This is a genomic window from Xiashengella succiniciproducens (assembly GCF_023674465.1).
Lineage (GTDB): Bacteria > Bacteroidota > Bacteroidia > Bacteroidales > Marinilabiliaceae > Geofilum > Geofilum succiniciproducens.
Genome location: NZ_CP098400.1, coordinates 2033179 through 2053282 on the forward strand (window position 1 = coordinate 2033179; position 20104 = coordinate 2053282).

At 46.3% G+C, this 20104-nt stretch carries 17 protein-coding genes; 8 read left to right on the forward strand and 9 right to left on the reverse strand.

Annotated features, from left to right (window positions below; all coding sequences use genetic code 11):
• Positions 1–6: 6 nt before the first annotated feature.
• Positions 7–1056 (reverse strand): nucleoid-associated protein, encoded by a 1050-nt coding sequence (locus tag M9189_RS08605; RefSeq protein ID WP_250722378.1) that lies wholly within the window; start codon positions 1054–1056, stop codon positions 7–9.
• Between the two features lie 75 nt (positions 1057–1131).
• Here M9189_RS08605 and M9189_RS08610 point away from each other — a divergent pair, with 75 nt between their 5' ends.
• Entirely contained in the window at positions 1132–4221 is a 3090-nt protein-coding gene (locus M9189_RS08610) for a TolB family protein (protein ID WP_250722379.1), read from the forward strand.
• Here the strand turns inward: M9189_RS08610 and M9189_RS08615 are convergent, their stop codons facing one another.
• Positions 4222–5349, reverse strand: coding sequence for a metallophosphoesterase (locus M9189_RS08615; protein WP_250722381.1), 1128 nt, complete (start codon positions 5347–5349; stop codon positions 4222–4224).
• A gap of 218 nt (positions 5350–5567) precedes the next feature.
• Between M9189_RS08615 and M9189_RS08620 the strand changes: the two genes are divergently transcribed.
• Entirely contained in the window at positions 5568–6665 is a 1098-nt protein-coding gene (locus M9189_RS08620; RefSeq protein ID WP_250722382.1) for a sensor histidine kinase, read from the forward strand.
• 1 nt (position 6666) lies between these two features.
• Positions 6667–7446, forward strand: coding sequence for a LytR/AlgR family response regulator transcription factor (locus tag M9189_RS08625; RefSeq protein WP_250722384.1), 780 nt, complete (start codon positions 6667–6669; stop codon positions 7444–7446).
• Positions 7447–7514: 68 nt separating this feature from the next.
• Here M9189_RS08625 and mscL read toward each other — a convergent pair whose 3' ends face one another.
• The 4 genes from mscL to M9189_RS08645 are packed head-to-tail and all read right to left on the reverse strand — an operon-like array spanning position 7515 to position 10060.
• Positions 7515–7916 carry a large-conductance mechanosensitive channel protein MscL gene (gene mscL, locus M9189_RS08630; RefSeq protein ID WP_250722386.1) on the reverse strand — a complete coding sequence of 134 codons (402 nt, stop codon included), beginning with the start codon at positions 7914–7916 and terminating at the stop codon, positions 7515–7517.
• 38 nt (positions 7917–7954) lie between these two features.
• Positions 7955–8275 carry a hypothetical protein gene (locus M9189_RS08635; RefSeq protein ID WP_250722388.1) on the reverse strand — a complete coding sequence of 107 codons (321 nt, stop codon included), beginning with the start codon at positions 8273–8275 and terminating at the stop codon, positions 7955–7957.
• A 17-nt stretch (positions 8276–8292) separates the two neighbouring features.
• The gene (locus M9189_RS08640; RefSeq protein WP_250722389.1) at positions 8293–8823 is read right to left on the reverse strand and encodes a DUF1858 domain-containing protein; all 531 of its coding nucleotides are present in this window, start codon (positions 8821–8823) and stop codon (positions 8293–8295) included.
• Positions 8824–8830: 7 nt separating this feature from the next.
• Positions 8831–10060 (reverse strand): DUF438 domain-containing protein, encoded by a 1230-nt coding sequence (locus tag M9189_RS08645; protein ID WP_250722390.1) that lies wholly within the window; start codon positions 10058–10060, stop codon positions 8831–8833.
• 217 nt (positions 10061–10277) lie between these two features.
• Here M9189_RS08645 and M9189_RS08650 point away from each other — a divergent pair, with 217 nt between their 5' ends.
• The 4 genes from M9189_RS08650 (at position 10278) to M9189_RS08665 (ending at position 14035) form a co-directional block, all read left to right on the forward strand.
• Complete coding sequence (locus tag M9189_RS08650) at positions 10278–11282, forward strand: MlaD family protein (RefSeq protein WP_250722392.1); 1005 nt, start codon at positions 10278–10280, stop codon at positions 11280–11282.
• Positions 11283–11335: 53 nt separating this feature from the next.
• A complete protein-coding gene (locus M9189_RS08655) occupies positions 11336–11989 on the forward strand; it encodes an ABC-type transport auxiliary lipoprotein family protein (RefSeq protein ID WP_250722393.1) in 654 nt (217 codons plus the stop codon).
• A gap of 61 nt (positions 11990–12050) precedes the next feature.
• Positions 12051–13286, forward strand: a complete 1236-nt coding sequence (locus M9189_RS08660; protein ID WP_250722395.1) for an ABC transporter permease — start codon at positions 12051–12053, stop codon at positions 13284–13286.
• Positions 13286–14035 (forward strand): ABC transporter ATP-binding protein, encoded by a 750-nt coding sequence (locus tag M9189_RS08665; protein ID WP_250722396.1) that lies wholly within the window; start codon positions 13286–13288, stop codon positions 14033–14035. The genes M9189_RS08660 and M9189_RS08665 overlap by 1 nt, the downstream gene beginning before the upstream one ends.
• Positions 14036–14114: 79 nt before the next feature.
• Here the strand turns inward: M9189_RS08665 and M9189_RS08670 are convergent, their stop codons facing one another.
• From M9189_RS08670 to M9189_RS08680, 3 genes are all read right to left on the reverse strand, one after another.
• Positions 14115–15977 carry an ABC-F family ATP-binding cassette domain-containing protein gene (locus M9189_RS08670; protein WP_250722398.1) on the reverse strand — a complete coding sequence of 621 codons (1863 nt, stop codon included), beginning with the start codon at positions 15975–15977 and terminating at the stop codon, positions 14115–14117.
• 56 nt (positions 15978–16033) lie between these two features.
• Complete coding sequence (gene mgrA / locus M9189_RS08675; RefSeq protein ID WP_473163703.1) at positions 16034–17080, reverse strand: L-glyceraldehyde 3-phosphate reductase; 1047 nt, start codon at positions 17078–17080, stop codon at positions 16034–16036.
• A gap of 201 nt (positions 17081–17281) precedes the next feature.
• A complete protein-coding gene (locus M9189_RS08680) occupies positions 17282–18562 on the reverse strand; it encodes a M64 family metallopeptidase (protein WP_250722399.1) in 1281 nt (426 codons plus the stop codon).
• Positions 18563–18708: 146 nt separating this feature from the next.
• On the opposite strand from M9189_RS08680, the gene M9189_RS08685 reads away from it, so the two are divergent.
• Positions 18709–20016, forward strand: a complete 1308-nt coding sequence (locus M9189_RS08685) for a mechanosensitive ion channel family protein (protein WP_250722401.1) — start codon at positions 18709–18711, stop codon at positions 20014–20016.
• Positions 20017–20104: the final 88 nt, after the last annotated feature.

A 20104-nucleotide genomic window follows, 5' to 3' on the forward strand; every position in this document is an offset into this window, starting at 1 on the left:
TGAGCTTTACAACTCATTCTCAAAATACAGTTTGTAATAGTTCAATCCACGATTGTCATCGTAGCCCTTCTCAATAAAATCCCTCTTCCCGTGCACATACACATGAAAGTTCTTATCAAGCTTCAGCACCGACTTAAAGTACTTCTTCTCGCTCTTGACAGCGGTCTTGGCTATATCGAAGCTGTCATTGAGTGGTATTCCCCGTTCGGTCTCAAACTGATTCCTGTAATCATTAAAGGCCTCTGTAACCTCGGGTAAGCGTATCACTTCACGCTCAAAGTCATCCTGTCTGAAAGTACCCTTCTTGTCGAAAAAGTCGATAGACCTGTTTAGGAAATCAATCTGCTCAGGTTTTGGCACCTGATTCTCGCCATTGTAAACTTCTCTAACGAAATTCTTGCAAAGGTCCAGGTAGTTGCGGGTATAGAAGAATGCATCTTCCCTGGGCTGCAGGCCCAGGAAGTCGTCCTTCCAAAAGGCCGCTTCATTTCCCTTGTTCACGTTATCCACCATCACAACCTTAAAGCCATGTTCGGCTTCAGTATTAAAGATGATGCATCCTTTATCAAGCTTGCGTATATTGATTCCTTCCTCAGCACCCAGTTCAAAGTCCTGCCCCCTCAGATAGACTTTCAAAAAGCTGTCCTTATTCTCAGACTTGAAGATGCCAAGCGCATCCACACCTATTCCGTCAACAGCCACGTTGCTGAACAAGGCCACGTAAAACTCACCACCTCTGATTTTGGGATGGTTGCTGTGCTCATACAGATGCTCGGCCAGTCTAACAGATGCATTGTAAAGCTTAGTCTTGTCACTAAAGACCTCCACTGCCAGGTTGTACACCAGTCCAGCCGCTCCTTCCTCAGCCCCTATAAAGGTGTAGTAGCCCTCATTCTTAAAGGCATTAAAGAAATAGGTCTTAAGAAGAGAACCAACTTCAACGTTGTCCTGCAGGTTGATTGCACTCTTTGAAAATCTGATGGGCTGACCCTCGCTGCGTGATCCAACATGATGGATCACAAGGCCGTCTATAACAACTTGTGAGCTTTCTATCATCTGGCTAAATTTTCAACAAATATAACTAAGTTGGAGGATATTAATCCTTATATTCGTTGCTATAGTTGATTATCAATGCAGGGGAAAATACGAAGACTCTATCTTATAGCTGCAGCTTTGATTCTTGTGTGTAGCAATGTACATGCTCAGTACTACACAACGGGGAATGACCCATTTGGTCTCAGGTGGCGGCAAATCAGAACTCCACATGTCAGGCTTGTTTTTGAAAAGGGTATGTATGAACAGGCAGCCCGGCTGGCTGCCTTTATAGATAGTGTGGCTCCCCGTGTTGCCTGGAGTCTTGACCATAATCCCCGCAGGATAGATCTGCTATTGCACAACCAAACTGCGATTGCAAATGGTATGGTGGCCTGGGCTCCAAAGCGCTCGGAGTTCTTTACTATTCCCCGACAGGACCTTACTTCAACAGAATGGCTTAGCCAACTAGCTATTCACGAATACCGCCACGTGGTTCAGATTGATAAGCTCAATCAGGGCTTTACACGGGGACTCAACTATGTATTTGGACAGCAGGCTACCGGTGCAGTGATCGGCCTCTACCTGCCTATGTGGCTGCTTGAAGGGGATGCTGTGGTTGCCGAAACTGCTCTTACTGCAAGTGGAAGGGGAAGGTCTTTTGCTTTTACTAACGAAATAAAAGCCCAATTGCTCGAAAGGGGCATGTACAGCTACGATAAGGCCTACCTGGGCTCGTACCGTGACTATGTGCCCAACCACTACAATATGGGCTACCTGATGACGGCAAACGCCCGTGCATTGTATGGAACAGATATCTGGGATAAGGCATTTGAATATGTGGGACGCAACAGTTGGAATCCTGTGGCCTTCAACACGACCCTGCGCAAGAGTACCGGGATGAATCAAAGGCAGCTTTACAAGAAGATATTCTCAGAGATGCGTGAGCAATGGACTGAGGAGTTGGCCGGACAAATGGAAAGTTCCCGTCAACCAATCAATGCACCTGATGACGATTACCTGCTATACAGTTCACCGGTTGCTATCAATGACAGCACACTGATTACCGAACTAAGCGGACCAGGCGTACGTTCAGCTATAGTATCTATTGATATAAATACCGGTAAAAAAAAGACCCTGCGCTATACCGGACCAAGGCAAAGTGAACCGATCAGTGCCAATAGTGTTTTGGTGGTATGGAGTGAACTGAAATGGCATCCACGTTGGGAACATAAGGTGTGGTCGGTTATCAGAACCCATGACCTTGGCAGCAACAGGAGTCGCTATATTACACACAGTGGTTATTTGTCATCTCCAGCAGTGCATCCAGATAGGAAACTTATCGCTGCTGTTAAAAGCTCTACCATAAACAGCTACTCCATAGCCTTCATCGATGCCGACAATGGCAAATCAATTAAGGAGTTTCCAACCCCGGACAACTACTACCCAATTCACCCGTCATGGAACAGTAATGGTGAGAACCTGGTGATGGTGCTTCTGTCTGCAAAGGGCAGAGCCCTGTTTACCCTCCAGCCGGAGTCCGGGGAGTGGACACAACTTAGCTCTTGGACCTATGATGAGATTAAGAATCCTCATCAGCAGGGTAATCTTATTTGGTATTCTGCACAAGGTGACCTGAGCGATGAGATCTTTGTGTTTGATGCGGTTACCAAGGAGAACAAGAGACTAACCTCATCAAAATTTGGGGCCTACCACCCTACCATCACTCCCGATGGCAGACTGATCTATACGGATTATAGAGCCTCAGGTCTTAGACCGGTCATACATACAGATAACAGCCTCTACCCGGCTCCAAATCCGGCTTTGTCAGTGAGCGGTAATTTGGCCACCCTAATAAGCCGGCAGGAAGAGGGCTTTTTTGCAGCAAATGGGAAGAGAGCACATATTGATGAGTTTCCACAGGAAGAGGAGGCACCGTGGACTATGGAGCCTGTCGACTCAAACACTACAGACACAAGTTACTTAGCTCTCGAAGACCTAAAGGAAAAGTATCCTGAGAAGCGGTATAGCAAGTTCAACCTCATCAATATCCACAGTTGGGCACCTGCACATATTGATTTTGACGAGGGGGATATTCATACCGGGATCACACTGATGTCGCAAAACCTGCACGGCACCTCCCTACTGATGGCAGGCTACAATGCCAATCCGAGCTATGCTCACGAGAAGTACTATCTTGACTTTAGCTTCCGTGCCTTCTACCCAATCTTCAACATTACATGGCGCTTTGGAGACAAGGACTTCACGGATGAAGGCTACTACCAGCCCGACCCGTATGACGACTATGTGTACCACTATTATATAGATAAGCCACTTTGGCATCACAGCCTTAAAGCCGGGATGAGGGTACCGTTCAATTTTAGTCGGGGTGCATGGAATAGATACCTCGAAGGCGGTGTTCAGTTTACCTACAACAGCCGGCAGGGTTTTAACTTCCCGTTTGATAAATACCTACGTTTGGGACAGGTACTGATTCCTACTGGCTCTACCCTGACCGCAACAGTCGATATGCAAGATCGCTATGGTATGGAATATGTCATGGGTGTTCAGAATATCCGAAGGGGAACTTCAAGGGATGTCGGTCCCCGTATGGGACAGACCCTTACCCTTTTCTACCGGCACAGTACAGGGGGAACCAACGATCCCGGAGCTATTGGTGGCTATATTGCCCGTCTCTACCTGCCGGGTATTGGACGCCATCACTCAATATCTACCAGCATATCTTCTCAACAGAGGAAATGGGAACAGATAAGGGGTGAAACAGAAGATCACTTCTGGCTTTTCTACCAGTACAATGACGTGATTTCCTATCCACGGGGCTATGACGATATGCCCAACAAGCATATGAAACTAATCCAGCTTAACTACACCATGCCACTGTGGAACCCGGACATGAGTCTTGGAAGTTTTGCCTATTTAAAGCGTCTTAACCTCACTGCCTTCTATGACAAGGCCTGGGCTACTTATGCTATGGTGGATTCGAACCAGGGGAATACCTACAAAATGGAATATACTCCTTCGTCAACAGGTGTAGAACTAATGGCTGAGACGCACCTGTTCAGGATCTACTATCCACTGCAGATAGGCACAAGGGCGTCCTACCGCTTGGTGGATGATAAGCTTAGAGTGGAATTGCTGCTTAGAACAACAATCAGAATTGGTAGCTGATCAGTTGAGCATGGCGTTGATATGGGCGCCGTGGTGCAGTTCGAAAACAGTGATCTCAGGCGGCATACCTACTCTGGCAGGTAGCCCATGGTATCCAAGTCCGCGATTAACATAGAGGAATTTGTCGCCCTCCCTGTACATTCCGGCCCAGCGCTTCTGGACATACTGTGCCGGACTCCATCTGAAGTCGCCCTTCTCGATACCAAACTGCATCCCGTGGGTATGTCCCGACAGGGTCAAATCGTAGAAGTCCTGTGCCAGAATTTGCTTGTCCCAGTGATCGGGGTCGTGCGACATCAGAATATTAAAGGGCAGATGTCTGATTCCCCTTGACGCCAGGGCCAGATCCCCGTTGCGTGGAAAGGATGATGTGCCCCAGTTTTCTACTCCCCCTAATCCGATAATATCTCCATTGCGGAAAAGCTGAACCGACTCATTGCGCAGTACCTTGAAGCCCAATCTCTCATAAGCTGCAAGGATGCCTCTGAAGTTGGCTGCCTTTTCTGCCTCTGAATGCCAGCGACTATACTCGCCATAGTCGTGGTTGCCAAGGATAGCAAACTTGCCCATCGGAGCCTGCAGTTTGGCAAATATATTCTCCCAGCCCTTGGCCTCTTCTGCAAAGTTGTTGACAAGGTCGCCAGTAAACAGGATAATATCGGGATTGGCTTCGTTGACCAGCTCAATGGCTTCCCTCAGGGGATCCCTGTTGGTACCAAAACTGCCTATATGTAGGTCTGAGATCTGTGCTATACGAATACCATCAAAGCCCTCAGGTAGATTGGGGAAGACCATGTGGATCTCTCTGACGTAGAAGGCAAACCTGCCCTTCATACCTCCAAGGAGTTTGGAAACAAAGGGTGCTGTGGCCATGATTATGCCTACTTGACTGAAGAACTTACGACGGGTAATTCGGGGATAGTAGCGAACCTTCTCCTTTTGGAGCCGTGGCCTGACGACCCGGCTCATCAAGGGCTGAATACGGTTCACTCCCGAAGTTGGAAGGTTTCCTATATATATTGCAAGGAAAAAAAGCAGAAACCAGCTTAAAATAAGATAGGGATTAACATTACCAACCTGGGAAATTTGTAATACTGCAAAGATTACCGCTACAACCTGATACCTCATCTGCACAAATCGTTTGATAGTGAAGGATTGCGTAACTGATTGTTACACAAATAAAACTTTGCAAAATTACTACTTACTACAGATCAGACTAAAAATCAAAGTTAATCTTTCATAAATTATTACCGTTTCAGGAGTTAATATTGTCATATTGGTGAAAGAAAAGCCGGCAGATAGGCAAATTCATCATAGCTTTGTGTTGCAACCCATAGGTGGCTAAAATGCAAAAGACAAGTATCTCTAATTTTTTGAATGAGGAGTTTTTCCAGCAGAACGACAAACTGATGGGTGTCGGTGTTGGAGCTACTCTGCGAAGAATCATTTATGTAGTAATCGTTGCCACGGTGTCCACACTGATACTTGGCAAGGCCTTCGGACTAAAGGACATACTACACCCCTGGAAAGCGCTTATACTGGCAGTTATTGCTGTTGTTCTGCTGAGCGAGGGTAATGTTATAATCAATAGGATACTCAACAAAAAGACGCCATGGTACGGCACCTTCGTCAAGCGGATACGGATTCAGCTGACACTCAGTTTCCTCTGGATGGCGTTTGTATTTATGGTCTTTGGTTTCTTTGCTGCAAAGACCCAGTCAAAGGAGTACATCATCGCCTTTGCCTTCGGAACCATCTTCGTGCTCTTCTTCAACAACATAATGATAATGCGCAACTTTGCTTACAACTGGCGCTTATCTGCCATCGAGAACGAAAAGCTCAAGCAGGCCAAGCTACAGTCGGATTACAAGGTTCTCCAAAGTCAGCTCAACCCCCACTTTCTGTTCAACAGTTTCAGCGTGCTAATCTCCGAGATTCAGTACAATCCCAACGGAGCGGTTAAGTTCACCCAAAAGATGGCCGACGTGTACCGCTATGTGCTTCAGCAAAGGGATGCGACCACTATTCCACTCAAGCATGAGCTAAACTTTATATCCGATTATATGTTCCTGCACAAGACCCGGATGGGTGTGGCCCTCGACCTGATGACTGACATCAAACCGGACCATCTGCATCTGGAACTGCCTCCGCTGACACTGCAAGGGCTAGTGGAGAACGCAATAAAGCACAATAGGGCCAGTGACAAACAGCCTCTGCAAATCAGGATATTAAGCGAGGATAATGCGTATATTAGTGTAGTCAATAATCTGAATCCAAAGACAACTTCATACTCTACCGGTGTGGGACTTGAGAACCTGGTAATGCGCTACAAGCTCCTTACCCGGAAAGAACTTGTCATCAGCCAGGATGACAGACTGTTTAAAGTGTCGCTTCCCCTGCTCAATCAGGAAGAATTACAATTGGAAACCTACAATGATGAATGACATGAACACAAAGTGCAGGGTACTGGTAGTCGAAGACGAGCTGCCAACCCAGAGGCTTTTGAAAAATATGATCCAGGATCTTCGTCCGCAGTGGGAGATTGTAGCTACTACCACTAGCATCGAAGATACCCGTGAATGGTTGGAAAACAACGGACATCCTGATATTATCTTCCTAGATATCCATCTGTCGGACGGTCTTAGCTTTGCAATCTTCGACAATATGGAGGTCAGTTCGGCTATTATCTTCACTACAGCTTATGATGAGTATGCCATACAAGCCTTCAAACTCAACAGTGTGGACTACCTGCTCAAGCCTATCAGTCGTGAGAGTCTGGAAGCAGCCATCGTAAAGTATGAGAAGATATTAAAGGTAGTACCCCGCTATGTTGACCAGAAGGATATCAGGCAACTGGCAACTCTGATTGAAGGTGGCACTCCCCTATACCGTAGCCGGATTCTGGTTCCCACTGTCGAGGGTTTCCTCAAACTTAATATCTCCGAGGTGGCTTTCTTTCACAGTTCACAAAAGGTAACTTCTGCCTATACCTACGGTGGCCAGCCTCATGTGATAGATATGACGCTCGAGAAACTGGAAGGTGAACTGGATCCTGACAAGTTTTTCCGTGCCAACCGCCAGTACATCATCCATATAGACTCAATACAGAGGATGGAGACCTGGTTTAATGGCAAGATGATAGTAAAGACCAGTCCCGAATCACCTGACAAAATCGTGGTAAGTCGCGAGAAAGTCAGGTCATTCAAGGACTGGATTAACAGATAAGCAATCCCCTTATCATGGAGATTGAAGCGATCTAGATGAACACATCAATGGCTTATTAACACGGGCTCTTACTTGTTCTTAAGGATATCCCTGATTTCAGCCAGTAGTGTTTCTTCCTTACTTGGAGCAGGCGGTGCAGCAGGTGCTTCTTCTTCCTTTTTCTTGAGTGAGTTCATCACCTTGATCAGGGTAAAGATTGCAGCTGCAATAATCAGAAAGTCAAAGACAACCTGAACAAAGTTACCATAATTGATTGTTACGGCAGGGCTATCGGCTGTAGCAGCTTTGATTGTAATAGCCAGGTCGGTAAAGCTTACACCGCCGATCAGCACTCCAATAGGAGGCATAATAATGTCGTTGACCAGCGAGCTTACGATCTTACCGAAAGCACCACCGATGATAATACCCACTGCCATGTCGACTACATTGCCCCTCATGGCAAAGGCTTTGAACTCTTTCATTATACTCATAGCACACAGATTAGATTGGTTAGTACTTTAAAGTTGAATTATTTTGGTGAAGGCGCCAGCAGGCCGGCAAGGGCGCCGATGGCTGCCGAACCGATTGCAGTAAGTATGGTCGGCACTCCCTGATCTCCTTCTATCTTCCCGCTGCCTATCAGGTATAATACCCCTACAATTATCGCGAATACAATTAGACTCAATGCTATTACAATGATGCGGTAGATCCACTTGTCCGTGTACAATGGACTCTGTTCAAACTTACCAACAGCCCCAAGTGGGTCTTTGCGGAACTGCTCCTGCAACTCCTGGTCCGTTTCAAGACGGGCTTTGAACTCATCAAAAGACTTGATTCTGAATGTATCCATGATATAAAAGATTTGGGTTATGATTTTCGACGTATATAGCTAAAAATATCCTCCCCCCTTTTAATTGAAAAAACCTCAAAGCCTTTACCCTTCAATATCTCAAGCATCGGTACAGGAACAAAGAGTGACCTTATCTCAAGTATGCCTCCGTTTTCCAATTCCCTGGCCAAATTATTTACACTCCTGAGCGGGTTATCACCCTTGTCCAGTGCTGCAGTGGCGTCAAACCTGCCGGTTATGACGCCCTTATTGTACCAGTCGGGCAGACTCCCTTCGTCCAGGAGGTATTCACTCTCACGTGCCTCAATCTTTGCCTTATCATCAGCATCTGTTATTCCCAGCAAGGACTTAAGCTGCAATATCAGGTCATCAGTCCTGATCCCAACCATTGAAGCAGCCTGTTCCAGGGATGTAACTTTTGCAATCGTATTCCTCAGTATAGGATTATTAAGTTTTTTGAATGCTGGCGACAGGCTTATCAGCTTCTCCTCCAGCTGAGGAAAAGCATCAAGCAACTCTGCCACCTTGGTCTGTGGTGTTATCTCCATTCTTCTCTTACTTTTTATAGTTTAGCAGTCTTTGATCACCTTCAAGTTTTCTCAGTTCGGTCAGGTCCTGGGTAAACTCAACGGTACCCAAATATTCACCCTTCTCTCCCCTCATCGCAAAATACTCAATATACACGAAACGATCCTTGAAATTGATCCAGAATGCAGCACTATTTTCGCGCCCGCTCTTGAAGTCGTTGATTATCTTGTCAACAATATGAACGCTACCTGGAGGATGGCACATACGCACATCCCTGCCCAGTATTGCCCTGTTACGCGCAAAAATCCTCTTGGGTCCGTGAGAGAAAAACTTGACCTTGTCGTCCTTGTCAACAAAGGTCAGATCTATCGGAAGGGTGGTGAACAAAGCTGCAAGTTCATCGATGCTGAATGAGCCGGTTGGAAGACGAACACTACTACCACCTCCATAGCTTATTTCTGACGCCTCAACTCCCTCAGGTTGCCAGTCATCCTCCGGATCAATCAGGCAAAATCCATATTCCGGTGTTTGCACGTGCACCAGATACCACTCCTCGCCTGTCAAGGTATCCATACACATAGGAAGCAATATCTCCTCCTCTTTCATTATCATATCCAGTACGGCCTGGACTGCCGGTTTTACACCAAAGTCAATTACAGCTTGCAATTCATCTAATGTCAGTTTATCATGATTGCTTACTGCGTCGATAGCAGCTTTAAGCAAAGCCCTGGTTTCATCATGCTTACCCCACATTACCTTCGGGGGACCTGTTATCCCATGTGCCTCCATATAAGGAAAAAGCAGATACTCCTTCCTCAGATAATGCTTGTCAACATCCATCAAGGCATTTAGTTTGCCATGCAGACCAATAAGCCAGTTGGGCAAGTCTTCCTGTTTGAGAGAGGTACTGCCGGCAAGCATATCCCTGATCTCAGAAGCTACTTTCTCAAGGGCACGGTTCTCCTGCCTGAACACATCAACAGGATGCCCGGGAGGTACATCCTTAGCACCGCTCAGATCTAAATGCCCGTCCAGAACAGCAGTGTGTACATCACATAGTCGTAATACCTCCTCTACCGGAAGACCTTCAGCTATCAGTTCCTGTTCAACCTCTACCACTTCATCATACGGAATACGACTGAGCAGTTCGACCAGTCTGGCTCTTACCTGTTCGGGTGCCACACCCCTGTGAAGCTCAAGTATCATGTGCTTCAGCATCTCCTTTCTCTGAGACGAGTTGTTTATTAGTTCACTCATTGTGTTTTAGTTTTAGACTAAAACAAAAATAAAATAAAAGACTTTAAACTCCACAATTAACTGCCCATATTTTTGTACTCTCACTCTTATTGCCCTTGGCGTTTCAACAACAATGTAATTTCCACAATACTTGCAACAAAAGCAATAAAAAAGCCCAAACACTGGTAAAAATCTGAGAAGTTCCGTAATTTTCCTGTTACTGTAAACTCATGGCTCTATGAACCAAAAAGCTCAACGGACTCGCCTTGGGATCTTTATAATAACCGGAGTATCCATCCTGCTCTTTTTGACAGCCTACTTTACTGCACGCGAACTGTTCAGAAAGACCGAGACCTATTATGTATCATTCAGGGATATCTCGGTAAGCGGAATGGAAGTGGGCTCTCAGGTAAGGTACATGGGTATCAGGGTAGGAACCATCTCTGCAATCAACATTGACCCTGAAGATGTAAGCGGCATAATAGTGACCCTGTCGTTGAAGCCCGGACTGCCTATCAAGGAGGACTCACGGGCTGATATCACCAGTTTTGGCATTACCGGGATGAAGTCAATAGAGATAAAAGGTGGTACTAATGAGGCTCCGCGACTGCGTCCTGGCTCGTTTATACCTTCAGGCGGATCTTTTGCTGATGATATCTCAGGTCGTGCAGAGGATATTGCTGTAAAGGCTGAGCAGGTGGTAAATAATCTGCTGAGACTGACCCAACCGGAAAATACGGACAAGCTTGTCAGTGCGATAGAGCATTACAACAGTCTGGCGGTTAATGCCGACAGAACGGTGTTGCGTATTGACTCAATAATCAGGATTAATCAGGAGAATATAAATAATACCTTGGCTTCTGCAAGGGTGATAACTTCAACACTTGAAGAGTCATCAGAGCGCTTTAGTTATGCTGTGGATAAGGCTGCCGGTATTATAGGCAATGATTCGATAAGGATAATAATAGGCAATCTGAAGGAAGCTTCTGACAAGCTAAGGGATGCCGATCTAAAACAGATGGTTGAGGAGATTAGTTCACTGGCCGCTAAGGTCAGGTTGCTGCTCGACAATATGGACAGCGATATAAGTAGTGGAAGCCAATCCCTTTCTGAAAGTATGATATTGCTTGAGTCAACGATGAGGAACCTTGAGGAGGCTTCGCGCAAGATAAACAGTGATCCTTCTGTGCTGCTGCGGCAGCGCAGGAATACCGACAGCCCGGACAGGAGGCTGACCGAGTAGTCGGTAGCTGAGTATGTCAATGCTCAGGACTGAATAACAAGATTTGACGTCATATGAGAACCGGAAGAGCTATTTCAGGAACAAGTGGGATTAGGATTAAGGTAGCAATGATCATGATCCTGCTGACTGCATTACTGCTAGAAGCGTGTAGATCAGCTCCTGCTGTGCAAAAGAACTACTACCTCATTGAATCAGTTGACTCGGTTTCGGGTAGAGACTGGAAGCTTAGCGCTGCCCTGCTGGAAGTTGTCAATGTCGAGGTCTCACCTGCCTATGCGGGTCATAAGATTGCTGTCAGGGAGGAGTCCAACAGGATTAGGTATTACGACTACCACGAATGGGCTGTGCTACCCCAACTGGCAATTCAGGATGCAGTGATAGCCAACCTCTCCGGGACCGGTATGACAGCATATGCACCTCCAGGTTTTAGTGGCGTAAGGGCTGATTTCATCCTCCGCACCACTGTATCTCGTATGGAGATGCAAGACAGAGGCAAGGAGTTCTATGCCTTACTTGCTATTGATTTTACAGTGATTGACAACCGGGACAGATCTATCAGGATAGTTCACCGTGCCATCCGTGAGGAGAAGTTGAAGTCGAAGAGTATGAACCTCTTTGCAGATGCCATTAGCAGAATGCTTGCAGGGGAATGTGCTGCACTCGCACAAAAGATAGAAACGATTCCCGACCTGATACCAAAGCAATAAGGGAATATGCAAACGGAAACAGCTTGGACGACATCAAGTAATAAATGATGAACCGGGTGAGATGAAAAACAGCAACCTGGAAAACAAGGGACAAGACTATCAGCCTTGCTACGACTCTGGTCGTAGCAAGGAGTATGGCAGGGATCAAAATGTAGGGCTTGAAGTAGGTAGTGGACAACCTCTTGGTCATCGAAATACCGACACTGTAAATTACAGTTTCGATGACTCCGTTATCAGAATATGGGGCCCTGCTCTGACTAAGGATAACTGTGGCTCCTTTGTCAGGGAGGCTTTCGCTTATATTGCGGGAAGGAAGCTTACCCAACTCACCATAGATATTAGCGATCTAAATGATATTGACAGTGCAGGATGTACTGCCATAAATTATATCAGACGACAACTTGAAAACCGATCTGACAGGGTTGTGATAAGTGGTGCACCTGAGGTTGTGGAACAAAAACTAAGACTCTTTGCAATTAGTCAAGACAAACAGCCTCAACCGATTGAGAAACCGGGTCTTCTGCACAGGACGGGTAACAGGATGTTCGAACTTGTTACCACCCATATCAGGAGTTTTATTTCTGTGAGTTCCGAACTCTTTTACTGGTCCATGGCCGACCTGTTCAATAAAAAGCACCGACGCAAGGGTTCGGTAGTCAACCAGGCCGTCCTGATAGGGGTCAATGCTGTGCCCATCGTTGGTGTTATGGCCTTTATTATCGGTCTGGTACTTGCCCTGCAGTCGGCATCTCAGTTACGCAATTTCGGGGCCAATATCTTTATTGTTGACCTTACTGTGATTGCAATGATGGCTGAGATGGGCCCGCTAATCACTGCAATAATGGTAGCCGGTCGCAGCGGTTCGGCAATAGCTGCCGAGATAGCGACTATGAAGGTAACCAACGAACTGGATGCACTGCAAACCATGGGTTTTAATCCCATCCGCTTTGCTGTGGTGCCCAAGATCTACGGCAGCCTGATTACAATGCCCTTTCTGACAACTATAGCTAATGTATGTGGAATAATTGGCGGCGTCGTGGCCGCCTATCTATATCTGGATATTAGTCCAGAGGTCTTCTTCAACCGAATGCATGGGGCTATTTATCAGAAGGATATCCTTACCGGCATTATCAAAAGCCTTGTATTCGGATGTATTGTGGTTACCACGGGTGCTTACTTTGGCTTTCAGGTTGACAAGGGTGCAGAAGGGGTTGGACGATCAACTACCGGTTCGGTAGTCACAGCCATCGCACTTGTAATCGTTGCTGACCTGATATTAGGATTAACTTTCTACTAATGAGCGAAGGGGACGAAATAATTAGCGTTAGGGGACTAAATGCCTCATTCGGGGACAGGCAGGTATTGCATGAGGTGTCCTTCAGCATCAGGAGGGGTGAAATCACCCTGATAATTGGGGGCAGCGGTTCGGGCAAGACTACTGTGCTTAAACATCTGCTCCACCTATATGAACCACCGAAGGGAACGGTATATATTTTTGGAAAGGACATAGCTGAAATTAGTGAGGATGAGCAGACCGAATTGTATCTGCAGATGGGTGTGATTTATCAGAACGGGGCCCTGCTCAACTCTATGACTGTGATGGAGAATATTGCACTGCTTCCCCAGCAATACACGGACATGCCAGAGGAACTGATCCAGGAAATGGTTCTGATGAAACTGGGACTGGTCAACCTGAGTGATGCGGCATGGCTCTATCCTTCAGAACTGAGTGGAGGTATGCTCAAAAGGGCTGCTCTGGCAAGGGCTATTATTATGGATCCACCACTGCTTTTCTGCGATGAGCCGGGATCCGGTCTTGATCCTGTGTCACTGGCAGCTCTGGATGGTCTGATTCTTGAGCTAAAGGAAAAGCTGGGTATGACTGTAGTAATGATTACCCATGAGGTGTCTTCGATAAGCAGGATAGCCGACAAGGTTGTATTTCTGCATGAAGGTAGGGTGCTTTTTGAGGGCAGCCGGGATGAGGCTATGAATTCAGAACTGCCTCAGCTACGGGATTATTTTGCTAAGGGACATGGAAGCTAAAAACCGCTGGCAACTTTCCAAAGCAAGGACATGGTCACTCGACACGTAATAGCCATTCAACAGGTTTAGAGCCCATTCCCTAGCCCTCTATTTCGCTAAGCTCAAGCCACCTCATCTCGCACTCATCGAGTTCCTTAAGCAGCACACCCATTCTTTCTGAGGCTTTGATCAGTTCGTCAGAAGCCATGGCACCCGAACTCATCATCTCTTCAAGAGCCTTCTTCTCCTCTTCCAGAGCGGCCATACGCTTCTCCAGTTCCTCAAGTTCTTTCTTCTCTTTAAAGCTCAGCCTACGCTGCCTTTCTCTTGATGGTTCTCTCTTTTCTGCAACCGGCTTTTTGATCTTAGGCTCTGCTGGTTTTGCGTTTTCCTTTATGTACTCGTGGTAACGGGAATAGTTACCCGGGAAGACCTTAATAAAGCCATCCTGGAAGACAAACATCTGATCCACTACCCTGTCAAGAAAGTACCTGTCGTGCGATACAGCAAGTACACAACCCTCAAAACGGTCAAGGTAGTCCTCCAGCACTCCCAGTGTATAGACATCCAGGTCGTTGGTTGGCTCATCAAGGATAAGGAAGTTGGGATTCTTCATCAGCACGGTCATCAGGTAGAGGCGCTTCTTTTCACCACCACTGAGTTTGCTGACGGGAACATAGTGCATCTCATTTGGGAAGAGAAAGTAACGCAGAAACTGCGCAGCATCCATTCTCCTGCCGTTGCCTGCATCTATATCGTCTGCAATCTCACTGATTACCTCGATAACCTTTTTGTTTTCATCAAACTTGATACCTTCCTGACGGTAGTAACCCACAACGACAGTTTCGCCCAGTTCGATACTTCCAGTATCAGGCTTTATATCTCCGTTGATAATATTAAGCAGGGTACTCTTGCCTGTGCCATTCGATCCCAGAATACCGATTTTCTCTCCCTTAGCAAACTTATAGCTAAAGTCCCTAATAAGAGTTTTACCATTAAAGCCTTTTGATACATTATCAAAGTTTAAGACCTTGGTTCCCAATCTAGAAGCTTTGATATCTATCGAAAGGTCTGCCTCACGGGTCTTTTGTCCTGCGACTTCTTTTAGTTCATAGTAAGCATCTATACGGTACTTGGCCTTGGTAGCCCTAGCCTGAGGCTGACGGTTCATCCAGTCCTGCTCCTTGCGGAGCAGGTTTCTTGCCCTATCTATCTCCTGATTGCGCTGGTCTATCCTTTCGTCTCTCTTCTCAAGAAAATAGCTATAGTTGCCCGTGTATTTGTAGAGAGTCTCATCGTCCATCTCGAATACCACGTTGCACACCCTGTCGAGGAAGAAACGGTCGTGGGTCACCATCAGCAGAGTGGCCCTGTTTCGGCTCAGGTAATCCTCCAGCCAGTCCACCATATCGATATCAAGGTGGTTGGTCGGCTCATCGAGTATTATGAAATCGGGTTCTTCAAGCAGCACTGCAGCCAGAGCAAGGCGTTTTTGTTGTCCTCCCGATAACTGCTCCACAGGCTGATTGAGACGAGTAATCTTAAGTTTGTCAAGTACCTGTCTTACACGGGTCTCATAATCCCATGCACCCATGGCATCCATCTTCTCGACCATCTTGCCGATAAGGGCCTGGTCGTTGCTTTCAAGAGCCTCTTCGTAATCCCTGACAGCTTTGATAAGTTCATTATCCCCGCTCAGGAGGGACTCGATAACTGTTTTCCCTGCCGGGAAAACAGGATCCTGCACCAGGTAACCGGTTCTTATACCCTTCCTAATCGTTACTGTTCCTCCATCAGGGACCTGTTTTCCGGCAAGGATGTTCAGAAGTGTGGTTTTACCGGTCCCATTTCTTGCAATAAGTGCGGCCTTTTCGCCTTCTTCAAGTCCGAAGGTAAGGGAGTTGAACAAACGTATATCACCCCAGTGGTGGGTAAGATTCTCGACGGACAGGATATTTGCCATAAGTAGTAATTCGACTAAGTCGCAAAGATAACAATGATCCTGCTCTTTACCGCATATTATAGCATCGCAGGGGCAGATAACCTGTCGATTAGTTCGAGCTCCTCTTCGCTAAACTTAAGATTCCTGATAGCCCTGAGGCTGTCCTTAAGCTGGGCTACCGAACTAGCACCCACGAGCACAGAGGTGATGCGTTGATCCTTGAGCAACCATGACAGTGACATCTGAGCAAGGGTCTGACCACGCTCACCGGCCAGAGTATTGAGGCTTCTCAATGCCTGCATCCTTTCGGGTGTCAGCATCTTTTCCTTTAGGAAGCCATGGGGCTTGGCGATACGTGAATCTGAAGGAATGACGTTGAGATACCTGTCAGTAAGCAGTCCCTGAGCCAGTGGGGAAAAGACAATGCAACCAATGCCTTTTTCTTCAAGGGTGGCTAGGAGGTCTTTTTCAACCCAGCGATCAAGCAAATTATAACGCGGTTGATGTATCAGACAAGGAGTGCCCAGTTCCCGCAGAATGGCCTCAGCCTTTCGGGTCTGTTCCGCACTATAGTTGGATATCCCTACATAAAGAGCCTTACCCTGCCTTACTGCCTGGTCCAGGGCTGACATGGTCTCTTCGATTGGTGTTTCGGGATCTGGTCTGTGGCTGTAAAAGATATCCACATAGTCAAGGCCCATTCTCCTGAGGCTTTGATCGAGACTGGCAAGAAGGTATTTCCTTGAGCCCCAGTCCCCATAAGGACCGGGCCACATCGGGTAGCCTGCCTTTGTCGAGATTATCATCTCATCCCTGTATGTCTTGAAATCTGTAGCAAGCATACGACCGAAGTTTTCCTCTGCAGAACCGGGTACGGGACCGTAGTTGTTTGCCAGGTCGAAGTGTGTTATTCCGTTGTCGAAGGCAAAGCGTAGGATGTCGCGCTGTGTAGCGTAGGGATCCACAGATCCGAAGTTATGCCACAGGCCAAGTGATATGGCCGGGAGTTTGATTCCACTGCGTCCGCATCTGCGGTAAACCATCGAGTCGTAACCCGACCTGTCTGCTACATAGTCCATTGTCTTTCTTTCTGGTTTATATAACCTCAAATCCTTACTTATCATATCCCTCTTTCAGAAATGCTAATCCAAATATACTATATACCAGTGCTAAGATCACTAGCCAACTGCCAACTGATTGCAACCACACTCCCGAAATGTAAGATCTACGGGTTTAGTTATCGCCTGACCCGGGGCCAACAAATAGATTAGCCAGATTCAAGCCCGGGAATAGCACCTGATGCTATGAGCTATTTGCATCCGGGCTTACTGTCCTGCAGAAAACCTGATGGTCCTTTCGAGTACTCTGGTACAAACCTCACAAAAACCCTCGGCCTGATTGCTGTGCATACGGCAATCGATGGACGGTCTGTACACTCCCTTGGCTACATAACCACCCCCTTCAAATACTCCGGTTACCCCTTCATATTCCTTATCAGCAGGAGTGGGAACAGGAACACCATCCTTAATCAGATCCTGCCACTTGGATGCAAAGTCCACCAAGGTTGTAAGGTTTGGCTGAGCCGGTTCGCTATTCAGATCATAAAAATCCTCATAGGTCGTAGCACTCTCATAATATTCATCTGCAAGTCCTGCAAAGCCGTGCCCCAGTTCGTGAATAAGTATGATACCTGCCAGTGGGTGATCTGCAGTCAATATCGAGAAGTGGTTGTACACACCTCCTCCACCATACTTATCTGTGTTGACAAGCAACACAATATGATCGTGTGGCAATTGTGCTGCCGCATCATAGATCTTCCATGTAGAAAGACTTTCAAGATAGCGCTCAATACCAAAGGTGTTGAAGGTCGCATCAAAGGGAGTATTCTTCCATTCTCCAATGGTAGGAATATCGCATCCGCTTTCGGGTGATGGCACTGCCAGGGCATATATATTTATCAGATCCTTGTTTGCCTTATACGGCTCATGATTGAGGAGTTCTGCAGCCACCTTAGCCGCCCTGCTGTAAAATTTTTCAGTCTCAGCTTCAGTATAACCTTCAGCTATAAAGAGGAAGCAGACCCTGTCGGTCCTGCCATCACCATGTACAAGGCGGTAAGGAAATGCAGCAGGTATAAAGCGGGATACTGAATGATGCCTTGGATCAATAAGCTGATCAAGCAGCAGCCTGACCTCTCCCCTTCTGTTACGGACTTCAACCAAGAGTCTGAGTTCTCTTAGTGGGAAGGGCATCTCGATACTCTGTTGAAAAGACCTCTCAGAATAAATCGCATCGGCAGTACTCTGCCATTCCTCAAACAGAGTTGAGAAACTGCGGAAAAACAGAGTGTCCCCCCTCTGTGGGTCGATCAGCATATAACGGTAACTACCGTAATCAAAGGGTGAAATAGCCCGGTCGGGTGCACTCACCCGACCGTCATAATATTTTAGCGACGCTATATAAGCGTTCTGGTAACTTTTATTTCCAACAAGGGTAAGGTCCACACGTAGTATTCTTTCCCAGTCAAATACATCCTGTGCATTCAGGGTCTGTGAAAGGATCAGAACAGCTGTAAGGATCAGGTTTCTACAATTCAAAATTCTCATCTCCACTATCTCAATTATTCATTCAAAATGGTGGTCATCAGGGGGCTCCGGAACTGGTAAAACCTTTGGAATCCCTGTTTTTCTTGGCAATATAGTAATATTTGGGTAGTTTTGCAGAGGATAGAAACCAAAATTCAAGTGCTGAAATGTTAGATAGCGTGGTATCCCTCTCAGATTTTTTAAGTGAGTGTATAAGTGGATTATTCGAATCGTCTGATTTACCTCCTCTGGTTTTAGAACTGATTGACTTTTCTATAAGGTTATCTATAATCATAGTGATTAGTCTGTTGGTATTCTGGATAACCAGGAGGCTTTTGTTGCATTATGGTATCAAACTGATAAGCAAAACCAAGAACATTTATGATGATTATCTGGTAGACAGGCGGGTTCTGCACAGGATATCGCACCTGATTCCTGCACTTGTGATCTTCCACCTTGCTACGCTACTGCTGGATATCTATCCAATAGGTGGCAGAATCATACATACAATTGCAGTAATCTATGTAGTTGGCGTTGCCTATTTTACGGTCAGCGGCCTCTTGAATGTGCTTGAAGATATTTACAATACCAGACCATACTCCACCTCGCGACCCATCAAGAGTTATGTGCAACTGCTTAAGATAATACTCTTTTGCATAACAGCCATTTTGCTAATTGCCTACCTCTTCAATGTAAAGGTAACTGGAATATTTACCGGACTGGGTGCTATGGCAGCTGTGCTGATGCTGATATTCAAGGACTCGATACTGGGCTTCGTTGCAAGTATTCAGCTTTCGGTAAACAAAATGGTGAGGGTTGGTGACTGGATCTCAATGCCCGGCTATAATGCCGACGGGGACGTGCTTGAGATTACCCTTAATACTGTCAAGGTACAAAACTGGGACAAGACTATTACCACGATTCCAACCTATGCTCTTGTGTCAAGTCCCTTTATGAACTGGAGGGGAATGCATGAGTCTGGTGGTCGTCGCATCAAGCGCTCCATAAACATTGATATGCGCAGCGTAAAGTTTTGTACTCCCGAGATGCTTGAAAAATACAAGTTGATACACCACCTGAAAGACTACATAGTTGAAAGGGAGGCCGAGATCGAGAGGTACAACCAGGAGAATAATATTGACAGTTCGGTTAAGGTCAACGGCAGAAGAATGACCAACCTTGGAGTGTTCAGGAAATACTTGGAGAACTACTGTCGCAGACACCCATTACTTAATCAGGATATGACGATGCTTATCAGGCATCTTCAGCCAACTGAAAAGGGTTTACCTATAGAGGTTTACACCTTCTCTGCAAGTACTAAATGGGCTGATTATGAAGGTGTGCAGGCCGATATCTTCGATCATATACTAGCTGTAATTCCCGAGTTTGATCTCAAGGTATTCCAGGAACCGTCAGGGGCCGACCTTCAGGATGCAATCAGCGGTTTGGGTTCTATACTCATAAAAGAGAATTAAGATATTTCAGAAAGGATTCCGGCTTTTTATTAAAGAATCCCACCATTTTAACAAGAGCTCCACTAAACTTAATAAGAAATGAATACTA

Coding starts and splice junctions, on each gene's coding strand:
- M9189_RS08605 (WP_250722378.1), bottom strand. CDS start 1,056: ATGATAGAAAGCTCACAAGTTGTTATAGACGGCCTTGTGATCCATCAT.
- M9189_RS08610 (WP_250722379.1), top strand. CDS start 1,132: ATGCAGGGGAAAATACGAAGACTCTATCTTATAGCTGCAGCTTTGATT.
- M9189_RS08615 (WP_250722381.1), bottom strand. CDS start 5,349: ATGAGGTATCAGGTTGTAGCGGTAATCTTTGCAGTATTACAAATTTCC.
- M9189_RS08620 (WP_250722382.1), top strand. CDS start 5,568: ATGCAAAAGACAAGTATCTCTAATTTTTTGAATGAGGAGTTTTTCCAG.
- M9189_RS08625 (WP_250722384.1), top strand. CDS start 6,667: ATGAACACAAAGTGCAGGGTACTGGTAGTCGAAGACGAGCTGCCAACC.
- mscL (WP_250722386.1), bottom strand. CDS start 7,916: ATGAGTATAATGAAAGAGTTCAAAGCCTTTGCCATGAGGGGCAATGTA.
- M9189_RS08635 (WP_250722388.1), bottom strand. CDS start 8,275: ATGGATACATTCAGAATCAAGTCTTTTGATGAGTTCAAAGCCCGTCTT.
- M9189_RS08640 (WP_250722389.1), bottom strand. CDS start 8,823: ATGGAGATAACACCACAGACCAAGGTGGCAGAGTTGCTTGATGCTTTT.
- M9189_RS08645 (WP_250722390.1), bottom strand. CDS start 10,060: ATGAGTGAACTAATAAACAACTCGTCTCAGAGAAAGGAGATGCTGAAG.
- M9189_RS08650 (WP_250722392.1), top strand. CDS start 10,278: ATGAACCAAAAAGCTCAACGGACTCGCCTTGGGATCTTTATAATAACC.
- M9189_RS08655 (WP_250722393.1), top strand. CDS start 11,336: ATGAGAACCGGAAGAGCTATTTCAGGAACAAGTGGGATTAGGATTAAG.
- M9189_RS08660 (WP_250722395.1), top strand. CDS start 12,051: ATGAAAAACAGCAACCTGGAAAACAAGGGACAAGACTATCAGCCTTGC.
- M9189_RS08665 (WP_250722396.1), top strand. CDS start 13,286: ATGAGCGAAGGGGACGAAATAATTAGCGTTAGGGGACTAAATGCCTCA.
- M9189_RS08670 (WP_250722398.1), bottom strand. CDS start 15,977: ATGGCAAATATCCTGTCCGTCGAGAATCTTACCCACCACTGGGGTGAT.
- mgrA (WP_473163703.1), bottom strand. CDS start 17,080: ATGATAAGTAAGGATTTGAGGTTATATAAACCAGAAAGAAAGACAATG.
- M9189_RS08680 (WP_250722399.1), bottom strand. CDS start 18,562: ATGAGAATTTTGAATTGTAGAAACCTGATCCTTACAGCTGTTCTGATC.
- M9189_RS08685 (WP_250722401.1), top strand. CDS start 18,709: ATGTTAGATAGCGTGGTATCCCTCTCAGATTTTTTAAGTGAGTGTATA.